The following is a 15,762-nucleotide window of genomic DNA, read 5'->3' as shown; positions in this document are numbered from 1 at the left end:
GCATCGATAGATTTCAATGCAAACTGCGGAGGCATGCCATGTCCCGTGCCCAGCTCGCCCTGCGCGTCAGCGACCTGGAAGCGTCGATCACCTTCTACGCGAAGCTGTTCGGCACCGAACCCGCCAAGCGCCGTGAGGGCTACGCCAACTTCGCCATCGCCGAGCCACCCCTGAAACTCGTCCTGATCCAGGGCGAGCCCGGACAGGAGACCCGCCTTGACCACCTCGGTGTGGAAGTCGACTCCACAGAGCAGGTCGCCGCCGCAACCGAACGCCTCAAGGACGCGGGCCTGGCCACCTTCGAGGAGAACGACACCTCCTGCTGCTACGCCCTCCAGGACAAGGTCTGGGTCCACGGCCCCGGCAAGGAGCCCTGGGAGGTCTACGTCGTCAAGGCCGACGCCGACACCCTCGGCAAGAGCGCCGACCCGAACGCGGGTGTGGTCAGCGACGGCTGCTGCGCGGGCGCCGCCGAGTAGTCGCCCCTTCGCGTGCCCGTGCCGTTCGCAGACGTGCCTCCAGCGGGCACACCCAGGGCACAACGCACCGAAAAACCCTGCGGACCAGTGAGAACTACCGAGCGTAGTTTTCCCTGGTCCGTAGGGATTTCGCGGCAAAGCCGCAGGTCAGCCCCCACCTCCCGCCATTCGATCCTCAAATGGCGCGCGGGCGCGCCGCTCCCGAGGGCGTCGTGAGCGGCGCGCGGGCCCCGATTCCGGTTGCCGGCGGGTAGGGCCTGTTCGGCCCTGATCCACCGGACGGGCCGTCAGTGGTGCCGGCTGAAGACGAGCGCGAGTGTCGTCGCCACCACCGCCGCGATGAGGACCGCGAAGGCGATCTTCCAGGGACTGTAGGGGCGGTCCCCGCTCACCTCGCCGGTCTCGGCGTTGACCATGACCTGCCACTGCTTGCCGTTGTAGACGTAGGAGGCGAACCACACGGGGAGCAGCAGGAGCTTGTACGTCACCGACCCGTAGTTGGTGTTGACCGAGTGCAGTCGCTGCCGGTCACCGCCGATGTCCCGCTTGCAGTCCGCCTCGATGACCTTGGCCATCTTCTGCTGGGCGTTCTGGAAGCCGGACTCCGGCTCCACGTCGTACCGCAGGGTTCGGAAGCCCGCCAGGTACGCCTCCTGGTACGCCACCGCCTGCTTCAGCGGCCAGGGTTCCAGGGCCTGGAGCCGGTCCGGCGGGACGTGCCCGACGCCGGGGACGAGGACGTCGTCGAAGAAGCGCTGGACCGTGCCGTTGACGTGGTACCAGCGGACCTTGGTCTCCTTGTTGTCGCCGGTTCCGACGGTGTACTCCTCGCCGCGCTCGCCGCGGTAGGCGGTCGCGGTCGCGGCGTCGTACGTCCAGTGCGGCACGTACGTCCCGTGCAGGGTCTCCGCCGAGTTCACCTTCTTCAGGCTGTTCGGCGCGAACCAGCGGGACTTGGCCCATTTGCCCAGGTTGTCGTGAACGTTGCGCTTGTCCACCCGGAACGGCACCAGGCCCTCGGGCACGATCCGGTCAGCGGCGGCCGAGGCGACCATGGGCGTGGCGCAGAACTGGCAGCGGCCGGAGAGCGCGCTGGTCTCGTTGGTCGCACCGCAGCCGGGGCACTGGAGCACCTGCCCACCGGCCGCCGTCGGCTTGGTCGGCAGGGTCGCCAGCTCTTCCCAGGCGTGCTCCCGCACCTCGCGGTTGAGGGGGGCGATGGGCTGCTCGAAGCGGCAGTTCGGGCAGCGCAGTGCGTTCGTTCCCGGGGCGTACTCGGCGGTGGAACCGCAACTCGGGCACGCGTAGGACTGCGGCTGTTGCTGCTCGGGCTGCTGCGGTGCCTGCTGCGGGTAGGGCTGCTGCGGCGGTTGCTGCTGATACGGCGGCTGCTGCGGCTGCCCGTACGGCTGCTGCTGTGGCTGCTGATACGGCTGCTGCTGGTACGGCTGCTGGGGCTGGTACGGCTGTTGGGGCGCCTGCTGTGGGTACGGCTGCGGGGGCTGCTGCTGGTAGGGCTGTTGGGGTTGTTGCGGCTGGTAGGGCTGCTGCGGCTGATACGGCTGGTAGCTCATGGGGGCACGGACTCCTGGCGGTAGGTCAGACCTGCGGCGGCAGCGGCGGCGGAGTGGCGCGGAAGTGCTGGGCGAGCTCCGGCACGCTCTCCACCGGCTGCCACGCCGCCATGCCCTCGCGCCAGGCGAGCATCCCGGTCCGGACCGCGCCCGAGCCGATGTGCCCGGTGAACGTGGCGTGGTCGTAGGGGCCCTGCTGCTGCCCGTCCACGGCCACGTACCACTGGTGCTGCTGCTGACCGGGCACCGGCGGCGGGACGGCACCGCCGCCGGGAGCCGGGGCCGGGGCCGGGGCGGCGGGCGCGTAGGGCTGCTGCTGGCCCTGCTGGGGCGCGAACGCCTGCGCCAGCTGCTGGCCGGCGGCCATGCCGAGCCCCAGGCCCACGCCCTCCCCGGCGCCGCCGGGGTTGTTCGCCGCGTCCCGGATCGCGTCCGCCGACTGGAGGCGGGCGTAGTTGTCGACGTTCCCGATGATGCCCATGCGGCTACGGGCGTCGATGGCCTGCTCGACCTCGGGCGGCAGCGAGATGTTCTCGATGATGAACTTCGGGATCGAGAGGCCGTGCGACACGGCCAGCTCGTCGGTCAGCGCCTTGGCCAGCCGGTCGCCGAGTTCGGCCTGGCGCGCGGCGAGGTCGAGCATGGGAATGCCCGAGCTGGCCAGCAGCGTGCCGAGCCGCCCCACGATCAGCTGCCGCAGGAACTCCTCGACCTCTTCGGTGCGGAACTGCGGGTCGGTGCCGGCGAGTTCGGTGATCAGCCTGGCGGGGTCGGACACCCGCGCCGCGTAGCCGCCGAACGCCCGCAGCCGCACCATGCCGAACTCGGGGTCCCGCACCGTGACCGGGTTCTGCGTGCCCCACTTCAGGTCCGTGAACTGCCGGGTGGTGATGAAGTAGACCTCGGCCTTGAACGGCGAGTGGAAGCCGTACTTCCAACCCTGCAGCGTCGCCAGGATCGGCAGGTTGCCCGTCTGCAGCTCGTACATGCCCGGCGCGAAGACGTCCGCGATCCGGCCCTGGTTGACGAAGACCGCGGCCTGCGATTCGCGCACGATGAGCTTGGCGCCCATCTTGATTTCGTTCTCGTAGCGCGGGAAGCGCCAGACGATCGTGTCCCGGCTGTCGTCGGTCCACTCGATGATGTCGATGAATTCGCCGCGTACGCGGTCCATGAAGCCCACGACAGGTCCCCCAGTTCGCTCCGGCCGCCCGACCGGGCCGCTGCCGGTGGTGACGACGACGGAGTACGTCCGCTCAGATGTCCAGGTCATAGTAGAAGCCGGACCTGAGGCGGTGGGGTAGTGGTTCGGCCGTTGTCCGCCGCCGTGCTGCCCCGGTGGTCCTTGTTGCGGCCCTGGCGCATCGGATACGTTCCTGTATCGGTTGTTACGGACATGGACGCGACAAGGTTGTCGGCCGGGCGTCGGCGGCCGCCGCGGAACCGTAGAGGAGCTCCCATGAGCGAGCGCAACGAGGTGGCGGTATGAGCGACGACGCCGACGTCATCGTCGTAGGAGCCGGGCTTGCCGGTCTGGTCGCCACCTACGAACTCACCCGGGCGGGGCGCCGGGTGCTCGTCGTCGACCAGGAGAGCGAGGCCAACCTCGGCGGCCAGGCGTTCTGGTCACTGGGCGGGCTGTTCCTGGTGGACAGCCCCGAGCAGCGACGGGCCGGCATCAAGGACTCGCCGGAACTGGCACTGTCCGACTGGCTGGACTCGGCGGCCTTCGACCGGGACCGCGAGGACCACTGGCCGCGGCAGTGGGCGCAGGCGTACGTGGACTTCGCCGCCGGCGAGAAGCGCCGCTACCTGCACGACCTCGGGCTGCGGCTGACCCCCACCGTCGGCTGGGCCGAGCGCGGCGCCGGCCTGGCGACCGGCCACGGCAACTCCGTCCCCCGCTTCCACCTCACCTGGGGCACCGGCCCCGAGGTGGTCCGGGTCTTCGCCGAGCCGGTGCGGGCCGCGGCCGAGCGCGGGCTGGTGGTCTTCCGGCACCGGCACCGGGTCGACGAGCTGATCGTGGAGGACGGCGCGGCGGTCGGGGTGCGCGGCACCACGTTGGAGCCGTCGGACCTGCCGCGCGGGGTGGCCTCGGCGCGCGAGGCGGCGGGCGAGTTCGCGTTCCGGGCGCAGGCGGTGGTGGTGACCTCCGGCGGCATCGGCGGCAACCACGAACTGGTCCGCAAGAACTGGCCGGTGGACCGGCTCGGCCCGGCCCCCAAGTCGATGATCACCGGAGTGCCCGCCTACGTGGACGGGCGGATGCTGGAGATCACCGAGCGGGCCGGCGGCTCCCTGGTCAACCGCGACCGGATGTGGCACTACACCGAGGGCATCAAGAACTGGGACCCGATCTGGCCCGACCACGCGATCCGGATCATCCCCGGCCCGTCGTCGCTCTGGCTGGACGCCACCGGCCGGCGGTTGCCCGCGCCACTCTTCCCCGGCCACGACACCTTGGGCACCCTGCGCCACATCACCCACACCGGCCACGACCACACCTGGTTCATCCTGACCCGCTCCATCGTGGAGAAGGAGTTCGCGCTCTCCGGCTCCGAGCAGAACCCGGACATCACCGGCAAGGACCTCAAGCTCGCGCTGGCGCGGATGAAGAAGGGCGCGCCCGGCCCGGTCCAGGCGTTCCTGGACCACGGGGAGGACTTCGTCGTCCGCCGCACCCTGCGCGAACTGGTCGCCGGGATGAACGCCGTCGAGCCGTCGACGCCCCTCGACTACGCGGCGGTCGAGCGGGAAGTGGTGGCCCGGGACCGGGCGGTGGCGCACCCCTACTCCAAGGACCTCCAGCTGATGGCCGTGCGCAACGCGCGGGAGTACTGGCCCGACAAGCTCACCCGGGTCGCCCGGCCGCACCGGCTGCTCGACCCGACGCACGGCCCGCTGATCGCGGTCCGGCTGCACCTGCTGACCCGTAAGACGCTGGGCGGTCTGGAGACCACCTTGGACTCGCAGGTGGTCCGCCCGGACGGTACGCCCTTCGACGGGCTGTACGCGGCCGGGGAGGTCGCCGGATTCGGCGGCGGCGGGGTGCACGGCTACAACGCGCTGGAGGGCACCTTCCTGGGCGGCTGCATCTTCTCCGGCCGCGCGGCGGGGCGGGCGCTGGCCCGCAGCCTGGCGTGAGCGGGCGCACCGCGCTGGTGACCGGGGCCTCCTCGGGCATCGGCGCCGCGGTGGCCGCGGCGCTCGTCGCCCGCGGCTACCGCGTCCTGGGGACCAGCCGCGACCCCGCGACGGTCGCGGCGCCGCTGCCCGGCGTCCGCTACCTCCCGCTCGACCTGGCGGACGAGGCGGGCATCGAGGCGTGCGCCGTCGCGGCGGGCCCGGTCGACGTGCTGGTCAACAACGCCGGCGAGAGCCAGAACGGGCCGTTCGAGGAGCTCCCGATGGCGGCGGTCCGCCGGCTCTTCCAGCTGAACGTCTTCGGCGCCGTACGGCTCACCCAGCTCGTCCTGCCTGGGATGCGGGAGCGCGGTCACGGCCGGGTGGTGATGATCGGCTCCATGCTCGCCAGCTTCCCGCTCGCCTACCGCTCCTCCTACGTAGCCTCCAAGGCCGCGCTCAAGGGCTTCACGGACGCCGCCCGGCGGGAGGTCGCGCCCTACGGCGTGGCGCTCACCACCGTCGAACCGGGCTCGATCGCCACCGGCATCAGCGACCGGCGCACCCACTACGTGGCGGACGACTCGCCGTTCGCGGACGAGTACCGGACGATGCTGGCCGCCCTCAACGCCAACGAGGCGCACGGGATCCCGCCGGAGAAGGTCGCCGCCACCGTCCTCAAGGCGGTCGAGGCGGCCCGCCCCCGGCCGCACTACGCGGTCGGCAGCAACGCCCCCGCGGTCTTCCTGCTGCGGCGGCTGCTGCCCGATGCGGCGGTGGAGCGGATGGTGGCCCGGCGGCACGGACTGCGCTGAGCGGGCCGCGCCCCAGCGGGCCGGGACGGGCCGGACGGAGCGGGCCGGATCGGGCAACCCGGGAAACCCGGGAAAGCCTCAAAAATGGCTGGAAATCACTGATGAGTGAGGGTGAGCGGCGCGGTCTCGCGGGAGGAGGACCTCCCCCGCGGCGTCCCCTTTCCCAGCGAGACCAGCGCGGCACCACGACTAAAGCGAAGTTGCTCGCGTTAATCTGTCCTGGACAATACTTGGCCAGAACCCGCACTGCAATCCGCGCTGCGATCCGTACCACGACCCCCGTAACGGAGCCGCTGTGACGACCGCGCATCAGGCTCCGGGCGAGACCCGCCCCGGAGGACGTACGGCGCGTACCCGCCGCGCCGTACTGACCGCCGTCTTCGAGGAGTTGGGCGACGGCGGCTTCGCCACGCTCACCATGGAACGGGTGGCCCAGCGCTCCGGAGTGCACCTGGCGACCCTCTACCGCCGCTGGCGCAGCGTGGACAAGCTGGTCTGCGAACTGCTCACCGACATGAGCAGCGGGGTGCCGCTGCCGGACACCGGCACCCTCCCCGGCGACCTGCGGGCGCTGGCCCGCGGGATAGGACGCTTCTACGGGGCCGCCCGGACCCGCGGCCTGATCGAGGCGGTGGTCGCCGCCGCGGCCCGCGACCCCCAGGCAGCCACCGCACTGCGGGACTTCTTCGACGAGCGGCTGATACTGGCCGGGGCGATGGTGCGGCGCGGCATCGAACGCGGTGAGCTTCCCGCGGACACCGACCCCAAGGCGGTGATGGCGGCGCTCGGCGCGCCCTTCTACTACCGGATCCTGATCGCCCGCCGCCCCGTGGAGCCCGGCCTCGCCGAGTCCGCCGCCACCGCCGTCTGGGCCGCGGCCCGCGCGGGCGCGTACGCCACCGGGGACGGCAGGGACGGCCGGCCGGACGGTGGTGCGGAGCACGATGACGGGCGTCACGACGGCGCGGAGCACGACGGCGCGGAGCACGACGGCGGGAAACACGACGGCGCGCCGGAGCGGGGGGACTGAGCCTCCCGCCCCGGCGCGCCGTTCACGTGCGCGCGGGGCCTATCCGAGCAGCTCCGCCATCCACGCCTCGACCTCGTCCGACCGGCGCGGCAGCGCCGCCGACAGATTGCGGTTGCCGTCCTCCGTCACCAGGATGTCGTCCTCGATCCGGATGCCGATACCGCGGTACTCCTCGGGCACCGTCAGGTCGTCCGCCTGGAAGTACAGGCCGGGCTCGACGGTCAGCACCATGCCGGGCTCCAGCGTGCCGTTGACGTAGCCCTCGGTGCGGGCCGCGGCGCAGTCGTGGACGTCCAGGCCGAGCATGTGGCCGGTGCCGTGCAGGGTCCAGCGGCGCTGGAGGCCCAGCTCCAGGACGCGCTCCACTGGGCCCTCGACCAGGCCCCACTCCACCAGCTTCTCAGCGAGCACCCGCTGGGCGGCGTCGTGGAAGTCCCGGAAGGCGGCGCCCGGCTTCACCGCCGCGATGCCGGCCTCCTGGGCCTCGTGGACCGCGTCGTAGATCTTGCGCTGGAGGTCGGTGTAGCGGCCGTTGATCGGCAGGGTGCGGGTGACGTCCGCGGTGTAGAGGGTGGTGGTCTCCACGCCGGCGTCCAGCAGCAGCAGGTCGCCGGAGCGGACCGCGCCGTCGTTGCGGACCCAGTGCAGGGTGGTGGCGTGCGGCCCGGCGGCGCAGATGGAGCCGTAGCCGACGTCGTTCCCCTCGACCCGGGCGCGCAGGAAGAAGGTGCCCTCGATGTAACGCTCGCTGGTGGCCTCGGCCTTGTGCAGGACCTTGACCACGTCCGCGAAGCCGCGCGCCGTCGAGTCGACGGCCTTCTGCAGCTCGCCGATCTCGAAGTCGTCCTTCACCAGGCGCGCCTCGGAGAGGTACACCCGAAGCTCTTCGTCCCGCTCCGCGGTGACCTTGTCGTGCAGCGCCTCCTCGATGGAGGTGTCGTGGCCGCGGACGACCCGGACCGGGCCGGTGGCCTCCTTGAGCAGGCCGGCCAGCTCGCGGATGTCCTTGCAGGCGATGCCGAGCAGCGCGGCGGACTCGTCGAGGCTGTGGCGGCGGCCGACCCACAGCTCGCCCATGCCGTTCAGCCAGAACTCGCCGTTCTCGCGATTGGAGCGGGGCAGGCGGTAGAGCGTCTCGTCGTGGCCGTCGGCCCCGTTGCGGCGCGGTTCCAGGACGAGCACGCTGCCGTCGGTCTGGTCGCCGGTGAGGTAGACGTACTCGGTCGAGGCCCGGAAGGGGTACTCGGTGTCGTTGGAGCGGGTCTTCAGGACGCCCGCCGGGATCACCAGGCGCTCGCCGGGGAAGCGCGCGGAGAGCGCGGCGCGGCGGCGGGCGGCGTGCGCCGCCTGCTCGATCGGCTCCAGGTCGCGCAGCTCGGTATCGGCCCAGCCGCTCTTCATGTTCTCGGTGAGCTCATCCGATACGCCCGGGTACAGGCCGTTCTTGCGCTGCTTGATCGGCTGCTCTTCCTCGTCCGGGGTCTCCGGAGTGAGCTCGTCGGTCACCATGCCTCCTTTTAAGGCTTTTCAGACTGAACCGGATTCCATCGTAAGTGCGAGCGGAATCCGGTCCAGGGGCCGGACGTGGTGAGCTGCCCGGTACGGCCGGCCCGGGGCGTGGACGCCGCCGCGCCCACCCCTCGTGACCTGCGGTGACGCCGTTACTCCTCGAAGTACGCCGCGAGCAGAACCACGTCCTCCTCCGAGGACGGGTCGTCCAGACCCTGCGGCAGCATGACCCGCACGACGTGGTCCACCACCGCCTCCGGGTCGTGCCGGCTGGCCCGGGGGACACCGGCGGCCGCGGAGTGCAGACGGGCGAACGCCCGGTCCATCGGCTCGCCGGTGCGGTGCAGCAGCCCGTCGCTGTACAGGAGCACGGTCTCGCCGGGGACCGGCTCGATCTCCACGCTCGGCGCCTCCCAGCAGGCCAGCATGCCCAGCGGCGCGGAGAGCGAGGTCTCCACGAACTCCGCCCGCAGGTCGCCGAGGACCAGCGGCGGGCAGTGGCCGGCCCCGGCCAGCACCATCTTGCGCGGCGCCGGGCCACCGATCCCGGCCGGCACCGGGGGCCCGCCGGGCGCGCCGGGCGGCGGCTCGGTGAAGGCGAACAGCGCGGTGGCGCTCCGGGCCGGCTCGGTCAGCCGCATCAGCAGTTCCAGGTCGGAGAGGACCGCGACCGGGTCCTCGCCCTCCATGACCGCGTAGGCGCGCAGCGAGGCCCGCAGCCGCCCCATGGCGGCCACCGCGCTCGGTCCGGACCCGGTGACCGAGCCCACGGCCAGCCCCAGCGCGCCGTCCGGCAGCGGGAGCGCGTCGTACCAGTCGCCGCCGCCGCGCGGCCCGGTGGCGTGCCGCACCGCGAGCCGGACGCCGGGGATCCGCGGCAGCCGGCGGGGCAGCAGTTCGTCGCGGAGGGTCCGGGCGGCCTGCTGGCTGCGGTGGAGTTCGAGGAGCCGGGCGAGGTGCTCGGCGGCGTGTGCGCGGTAGAGGCCGACGAGGTGGCGCCGCCGTTCACCGGGCTCGGCGGGTTCGTCGTAGAGCCAGACCGCGGCGCCGAGCCGGCCGATCGGGCCGGCGCTGAGCGGTACGGCGTAACTGGCGGCGTATCCGAGGCGGGCGGCGACCTCGCGCAGCCGGGGGTCGAGGTCCTTCTCCCCGGGGATGTCCGGCTCGGCGATCTCGGTACGGGCCTCGGCCCCGGCGTCGTCGCCGGCGCCGGGCTCGGGGAGGCCGTCCAGTATCCGCGCGTACGACAGGGCGCGGCGCGGCACGGTCTCGATGTGGCCGATCTCGGCGTGGCCCAGGCCCAGGCCGACGGTGGTCTCCGGGCCGAGCCCGTCCTGTGGTGCCAGCACGACCAGTCCGCGACGGGCGCCGACGAGGAAGGCGCCGGCCCGCAGCAGTTCGCGGAGCGCGTCGTCCAAGGTGCGGGTGCGGGCGAGTCGTTCGGTGAGGTCGTGCAGGGTGCTGAGGTCGGAGATCCAGCCCGCCAGCCGGTCCTGGACGGCGGCGATCCGGTCCACGGTGGAGAGGCCGGCGGCGGCGTCCGGGGCGGTGGGTCGGGCGTCGTCCTGATCGGCGTCGGCGGCGCCGGACGGGCCGTCAACAGAGGTGCCGGAGGAGGGATCGGCAGAAGCAGCCGTCACACGAGGGTCGGTAGTGTGCGCGGGAGCGGGAAGGGCTGGTTCGATTCCAGCCACTTTCGGGACGTGAGGGGCGCTCATGGCCGACAACCCACGTCGCGCCCGGAAAAACCCCAGTTCAGGCCGCGATGTGACAGGGAGTGCGGCTTTTTGTTGAGTGATGTTGTGCGGTACTGCTGTCCGCTCAATGTCCCCAATAGCATCGCAAACCCCCATGTCATGCTGCTCCGCTATCAATGCCTCCACATGTACACGCACCAGCGATGTGATGTCCAGCACTGTCCCCTTGGGGTTTGTGGTGTCAACGAGGTCTGTAGATTGGCCTGAAAACGGCCCCACGGGCGTCAATTTGAGGTCTCCTGGCGGCGATCAGCAGCGCGTCATATTCACCGTGGCGGGTACGTACTCGGATAGGTGCGGGGGGAGTTGGGGCCGCACCGGAACTCTCCGGCCGGCGCCGGCGTCCTATACGGCGACCACCGCGACGCACTCCCCAGTGGCGGGATGGCACCACCGGAAGCGCAAGCGCCATGCGCGCGCCACCCTCCGCCACGTTCCACGCCCGGTGTACGGCGTGATGCGCTGCCTCGTACACGCGGTGACCGGATCGCCACGTGTGGTGATTGATGCGCGAACGACCTCCGGGTCGCAGAATCAGGCCGGCCGGCCGAACCGCACGACCGGGACGAAGCACCACCCCGTACCGGCCCGGAGCAGCACGACGGCAGTTGCGAACGGCATGCACCAACGGTGTTCAAGCTCATCGGCATGCAGTGCGAAGGACCAAACCCTCGGCGTAACGGAAAGGAACGAGCGCTCATGCGCGAGATCCTCGGAAGGCGACGCAAGCCCCTGTTCCGGCGCAGCGGGAGGTCGGCGCTGCTCGGCGCGGCGCTCCACTGCGCCACCGCATGGCAGTGGCCCGTCCTCCCGGGCGTCGGACTGCGGCCCGCCGGTCGACAACAGGCGGGCGGACGGCTCGGCCTCGGCGAGCGGGCTCCCCGCCGCTGCAACTGCCCCGACCCCGACTGCGTGGTGCCGGGTGCGCACCCCTTCGACCCCGGACTACTGGCGGCCACCACCGACGCCCGGATGGTGCGCTGGTGGTGGAGCAACCGCCCGGACGCGCCGATCGTCCTGGCGACCGGCGGCCGGGCGCCCTGCGCGGTGAGCCTGCCGGCCGTCGCGGGGGCCCGCGCACTGGCCGCGCTGGACCACTTCGGCGTCCGCACCGGCCCCGTGGTGGCCACCCCGACCCGCTGGTCGCTGCTCGTGTCGCCGTACGACCTGCCGGAGTTGGGCGAGCTGCTGAGCTCCCAGGACTGGGTGCCCAGTTCGCTGCGGTTCCACGGTGGGGGCGGCTACCTCGTGCTGCCGCCGTCCCCGACCGGCGCGGGCAAGGTCCGCTGGGAGCGCCCGCCGGCCACCACCCAGGCCGCACCCTGGCTGCCGAAGGTGGCCACGATCGTCGACTCGCTGGTGATGGCGAGCACCAACACCCCCGACGGCGGCAGCCGGCTCGCGTACTGAGCCACTGCCCCCGCGTACGTCCACGGGTGGCCGGAAAACGCGCATGTCCGGTTCACCCGTAAGGGTATGAGCTGCCCTGGTACTTACGGGAATCGCGTCCGCGGGCACCCGGTGCCACCCCTGTCGCCCGATAGGTTCGGCGCACCGCCCGCCACGCCGCGGGCGGCACCTCCCCGGCATACCTCGTCACCTTCGCAAGTGGGTCCCATGCAGCGTGCGCGGATTCTCCGCCTGATCGGGCTCGCCGGCACCGCCGTGCTCGCCCTCGCCGTCCCTCTGGCCGCCGCAACGGCCGGCCCGGCGGACACCCTTCTCCCACCGGCGGCCCCGGACGCCTCCCGAACCCCGGGCGCACCCGCCGCGGCCGGCGGTCCGCTCACCGACCTGGCCCGCCCCCTCCTGGCCGGCGGCCGCACCACCCACTGTGGCCCCGAACTCACCGCCCGGCCGGGGATCACGGCCCAGACCTGCGTCCTCACCGAGGCCGGCCGGACCTGGGCGCGGACCTTCTTCCGCAATGCCACGGGTGAACCGCTGCGCGCCGCGTTGACGCTGCTGCATCCGGACGGCCGGAGCGTGCAGGCGGACTGCGTGGTGCCGGCGGACGGGACGCCGGGCGAATGCGAGACGCCGGACGGCCCGACGGTGCGCGGGACGCGGCTGCCGTACGGCGCGGTGGCGGAGTTCTCGGATCCGGCGGGGGAGCGGCTGCTGTTGCGCTCCGGCGGCAACTGGGTGCCGGACGGCGGGAGTTCGGGGCGCTGAGGGCCCGGCCGCGGGGCGGCGGCGGTCCGGCGGCGGACGGCCGTGACCCGGACATGGAAAGGCCCGGTCGCTGGCGACGGGGGATGCACCAGCGACCGGGCTCCTAGAACCGTAACAAGAGATCGGCGGTTCGCAAATTCGATCGTGGATTTCCGGACGCGTATTTACCGGCAAGTACGGGGAGTTGCCGCGGGGCCTGTGACGGGCGTCATGTCCGTGATCGATTCGGGCGCACGATCAGCTCAGGGTGACCTGACGGTTGGTGAGCCCGCCGCGGGCCCGGCGCTCCTCGGCGGTCAGCGGGGTGTCCGTGGCGAGCGCCTTGGCCAGCCGCTCCCCGAAGGCGGCGGCCGGGCCGGCGACGTCGTCGGCGCTCATCGAGGACGGCAGGTCCCACACCGGGACGACCAGGCCGTGCGCCCGGAACGAGCCGACCAGCCGGGTGCCCTCGCCCAGCGAGGAGGTGCCGGCGGCGTGCAGCCGGGCGAGCGCGTCGAGCAGCTGCTCCTCGGGGTGCGAGGTGACCCAGCGCAGGTGGTTCTTCTCCGGGGCCTCGCACCAGTACGCCCCCTCCAGACCGGGGATCCGGGCGGTCGGGATGGCCGCGGCGTTGGCCCGCTCCAGGGAGGCGGCGACCTCGCTGGAGGCGTTCTCGGCGTTCTCCACCCAGAACTCGAAGCCGGTGTGGACGGTCGGCTCAAAAGGCGCGTCCGGGTCCAGCAGGTCCTGTAGCCGCGGCCCGTCGGCGGGGGCCCGCCCGGCGGCGACCGGGTGGCCGGGCTCGGTGACCAGCGCCCGCTGGAGGGTGTCGGCGAGGTCCCGGCTGATGTCGCCGGACGAGGTGTCGTTCTGCAGGCCGAGCAGCACCGCTCCGTTGTCCCGGCGCAGCGCGGGCCAGGCCATCGGCAGCACGGTGGCCAGCGTCACCGACGGCACGCCCTCGGGCAGGCCGCCCTTGAGGGGCAACTCGGCCGTGGCCGCGGGCACCAGCTCGCGCAGCGCCACCCAGTCGCACTCGCCGGGCAGCCCCTCGAACGGGCGGCGGACCAACTCGGTGGCGGCGTGCGCCGCCTGCCGGCCGTGGCAGGCCTTGTAACGACGGCCGGAACCACACGGACAGGGCTCGCGGGCGCCGACCACCGGCACCTCGGCGTCCTTGATCTGTACTGCTGCGGCCCGGGGCTGGGGGCGGCGCTTCTTGGCCATGGTGACGGTGTCTCCTGGTGGTTCCTGGTGGTTCGGACGCGTTCCGGCGCGAGCCTAAAGGAGACCGGTGCCCGCGACGCCACCAACATCGCCGTAAGGGCGGTGGGTACGTCGGCGTGAGTGCGGCGTCGGCGGGCGCACGCTGCTCCGTCGCGTCGCCGGGGAGGGCCCGGCGCCGCCCCGTTACGGCAGTTCGTCGAGGTCCGCGAAGGCCAAGCCGGCCGGGCCGTGGCCCGGCCGGCGACCGTTCCGGGCCGCGCGGGGCGTTCGGTCGCGCGGGACCTTCCGCAGTGAGAGCGGAAGCCCGGCCGTCAGGTCGGACGGCAGCTCGGGCCCGAGGCCGGCGGGCAGATCGGCGGTCAGATCCACGCGCGTAGCGAAAGCGCCCTGGAGGGAGAGTGCGGCCCAGACCGTCACCTCGTCGGGCGCGGTGTCGCGGACGCCCCAGTCCTTGGCGAGCGAGCGGATGATCGCCAGCCCGCGCCCGCCGTGGGCGGTGATGGACGGAGTGGCCGGAACCGGACGGGTCGGGCCGCCGCCGTCGGTGACCGCGATGATCAGGCGCCCCTGCCCGTCGATGCGCCAGGCGGCGCGCACGGAAGCGGCGGGTCCGGTCGCCGGGGAACCGTCGTGGACGGAGCCCCGAGGAGTGCCCCGGCCCGTCCTTGACGCGCCGTCGGAGGCGCTCCCCGCCGCGGAATCCGACGTTCGGTCCTCGTATATCGGACGCGCATGGCGACACGAATTGCTCAGGAGTTCCGACAGGACCAGGACCGCGTCATCGACGACTGTGTCCTGAACTCCACTTGCCAACAGCTCTTCTCGCATGCGTCGCCTGGCCATGCCCACACCCGCTGGACCATGGGGTACGGCCATGATCGACGACGTCGGCACCTCTTGTGCCACCATCAACGCCACCCCCGAGACCTCCTTTGCCCCACGCCACGGGATGGATGCCCCAATGGACTGGACCGGAAACCGGCCAACCGGCACACAGTGACGCACTCGACACCGACACATACGGGCCGAATGCGCCGGTGCACACCCTGTGATGAGCCTTACCTAAGGCCGAGTTGGCTTCGTACCTGCTTGGGGCGGTTCGTAATGATTGCGTCCACGCCCAATTCGCGGCACAACTCCACGTCCGCCGGGTCATTGACCGTCCAGACGTGGACCTGGTGGCCCGCCCGGTGAGCCCTGGCGACGTACTCCGGGTGCGCGCGCAGGATCCGTACGCCGGGGCCGGCGATGCCCACGCCGGGCGGCAGCCGGCCGTCACGGTGACGGGGGGTGAGGAACTGCATCAGATAGACGCCGGGGATCTCCGGCGCCGCGGCCCGTACGCGGTGCAGGGAGCGTGCGGAGAAACTCATGACGCGGACCGGGGGCGTCCAGTCGCGGGTGGCCGGTTTCGTATGGCCGAAGCGGGCGAGCAGCTCGACCAGTCGCTCCTCCACCTGTCCGGCCCAGCGGGTCGGATGCTTCGTCTCGATGGCCAGCTCGACCCGCCGGTCCGCGTCCGCGACCAGCTCCAGTAGCCGCTCCAGGGTCAGTACGGACGTCCGCTCGGCGTTCTCCTGTTGCCAGTCCGGCTCCTCGTCCGTCGTCACCAGCCGCCCGTCGGCCCCCTGTACGTCCTCCAGGACGCCGCCCTTGCCCTCCAGGACGTCCTTCCAGGACCCGAAGTCCAGCGCGGCGAGGTCGGCCAGCTCCAGTGCGGAGACCGCCCCGCGCCCGTTGGAGGTGCGGTTGATCCGCCGGTCGTGGACGCAGACCAGATGGCCGTCGGCGGTCAGTCGGACGTCGCACTCCAGGGCGTCCGCGCCGTCCTCGATCGCCTTTCGGTAGGCGGCCAGGGTGTGCTCCGGTGCGTCCTCGGACGCGCCGCGGTGGGCCACGACGGCGATGGCGGGACGGCCCGGACGGGCGCCCTCGGCGGGGCGTGGGTAGGTCACCGCGTTATCGTGCCATCCGTCGCCCTTGGGCCGCCTGGAAGAAGACCGGGGGGCCAAGGGGCCAAGGGGCCGAGGGGTCGGGGGACCGCTGGACTGCCGGTATGTCCGGACGCCGGGTCCGTGGGGTGCCGGGCGT

Annotated in this window: 13 protein-coding genes; 6 read left to right on the top strand and 7 right to left on the bottom strand. The window is 72.3% G+C overall.

What is annotated here, in order from left to right; translation table 11 throughout:
* The first annotated feature begins 38 nt into the window (after positions 1-38).
* On the top strand, positions 39-479 hold the full coding sequence (locus ACO0M4_RS18410; RefSeq protein WP_430371736.1) for an ArsI/CadI family heavy metal resistance metalloenzyme: 441 nt from the start codon (positions 39-41) through the stop codon (positions 477-479).
* A 287-nt stretch (positions 480-766) separates the two neighbouring features.
* Here ACO0M4_RS18410 and ACO0M4_RS18405 read toward each other — a convergent pair whose 3' ends face one another.
* Together ACO0M4_RS18405 and ACO0M4_RS18400 are read right to left on the bottom strand one after the other, a co-directional pair.
* On the bottom strand, positions 767-2,053 hold the full coding sequence (locus ACO0M4_RS18405) for a hypothetical protein (RefSeq protein ID WP_430371735.1): 1,287 nt from the start codon (positions 2,051-2,053) through the stop codon (positions 767-769).
* A 25-nt stretch (positions 2,054-2,078) separates the two neighbouring features.
* A complete protein-coding gene (locus tag ACO0M4_RS18400) occupies positions 2,079-3,326 on the bottom strand; it encodes an SPFH domain-containing protein (RefSeq protein WP_430371733.1) in 1,248 nt (415 codons plus the stop codon).
* Between the two features lie 212 nt (positions 3,327-3,538).
* Between ACO0M4_RS18400 and ACO0M4_RS18395 the strand changes: the two genes are divergently transcribed.
* From ACO0M4_RS18395 to ACO0M4_RS18385, 3 genes are all read left to right on the top strand, one after another.
* Positions 3,539-5,200, top strand: coding sequence for an FAD-binding dehydrogenase (locus tag ACO0M4_RS18395; protein WP_430371731.1), 1,662 nt, complete (start codon positions 3,539-3,541; stop codon positions 5,198-5,200).
* Positions 5,197-5,994, top strand: a complete 798-nt coding sequence (locus ACO0M4_RS18390; RefSeq protein ID WP_430371729.1) for an SDR family oxidoreductase — start codon at positions 5,197-5,199, stop codon at positions 5,992-5,994. The genes ACO0M4_RS18395 and ACO0M4_RS18390 overlap by 4 nt, the downstream gene beginning before the upstream one ends.
* A 295-nt stretch (positions 5,995-6,289) precedes the next feature.
* On the top strand, positions 6,290-7,024 hold the full coding sequence (locus ACO0M4_RS18385) for a TetR/AcrR family transcriptional regulator (RefSeq protein WP_430371727.1): 735 nt from the start codon (positions 6,290-6,292) through the stop codon (positions 7,022-7,024).
* A 39-nt stretch (positions 7,025-7,063) separates the two neighbouring features.
* Here ACO0M4_RS18385 and ACO0M4_RS18380 read toward each other — a convergent pair whose 3' ends face one another.
* Together ACO0M4_RS18380 and ACO0M4_RS18375 are read right to left on the bottom strand one after the other, a co-directional pair.
* Complete coding sequence (locus ACO0M4_RS18380; RefSeq protein WP_430371726.1) at positions 7,064-8,533, bottom strand: aminopeptidase P family protein; 1,470 nt, start codon at positions 8,531-8,533, stop codon at positions 7,064-7,066.
* Between the two features lie 152 nt (positions 8,534-8,685).
* The gene (locus ACO0M4_RS18375) at positions 8,686-10,449 is read right to left on the bottom strand and encodes a PP2C family protein-serine/threonine phosphatase (protein ID WP_430371724.1); all 1,764 of its coding nucleotides are present in this window, start codon (positions 10,447-10,449) and stop codon (positions 8,686-8,688) included.
* 540 nt (positions 10,450-10,989) lie between these two features.
* On the opposite strand from ACO0M4_RS18375, the gene ACO0M4_RS18370 reads away from it, so the two are divergent.
* Positions 10,990-11,700 carry a bifunctional DNA primase/polymerase gene (locus tag ACO0M4_RS18370; RefSeq protein WP_430371723.1) on the top strand — a complete coding sequence of 237 codons (711 nt, stop codon included), beginning with the start codon at positions 10,990-10,992 and terminating at the stop codon, positions 11,698-11,700.
* Positions 11,701-11,907: 207 nt separating this feature from the next.
* On the top strand, positions 11,908-12,465 hold the full coding sequence (locus ACO0M4_RS18365; protein ID WP_430371722.1) for a hypothetical protein: 558 nt from the start codon (positions 11,908-11,910) through the stop codon (positions 12,463-12,465).
* Between the two features lie 237 nt (positions 12,466-12,702).
* Here the strand turns inward: ACO0M4_RS18365 and ACO0M4_RS18360 are convergent, their stop codons facing one another.
* The 3 genes from ACO0M4_RS18360 to ACO0M4_RS18350 form a co-directional block, all read right to left on the bottom strand.
* The gene (locus tag ACO0M4_RS18360) at positions 12,703-13,671 is read right to left on the bottom strand and encodes a DUF5926 family protein (protein WP_430371720.1); all 969 of its coding nucleotides are present in this window, start codon (positions 13,669-13,671) and stop codon (positions 12,703-12,705) included.
* Between the two features lie 183 nt (positions 13,672-13,854).
* The gene (locus tag ACO0M4_RS18355) at positions 13,855-14,676 is read right to left on the bottom strand and encodes an ATP-binding protein (protein WP_430371719.1); all 822 of its coding nucleotides are present in this window, start codon (positions 14,674-14,676) and stop codon (positions 13,855-13,857) included.
* A 53-nt stretch (positions 14,677-14,729) separates the two neighbouring features.
* The gene (locus tag ACO0M4_RS18350; RefSeq protein WP_430371718.1) at positions 14,730-15,626 is read right to left on the bottom strand and encodes a glycerophosphodiester phosphodiesterase family protein; all 897 of its coding nucleotides are present in this window, start codon (positions 15,624-15,626) and stop codon (positions 14,730-14,732) included.
* Between the last annotated feature and the right edge of the window lie 136 nt (positions 15,627-15,762).

It is taken from the genome of Streptomyces sp. RGM 3693 (genome assembly GCF_050471125.1).
GTDB lineage: Bacteria > Actinomycetota > Actinomycetes > Streptomycetales > Streptomycetaceae > Streptomyces.
This window is presented reverse-complemented; position numbering and strand designations above follow the sequence as displayed.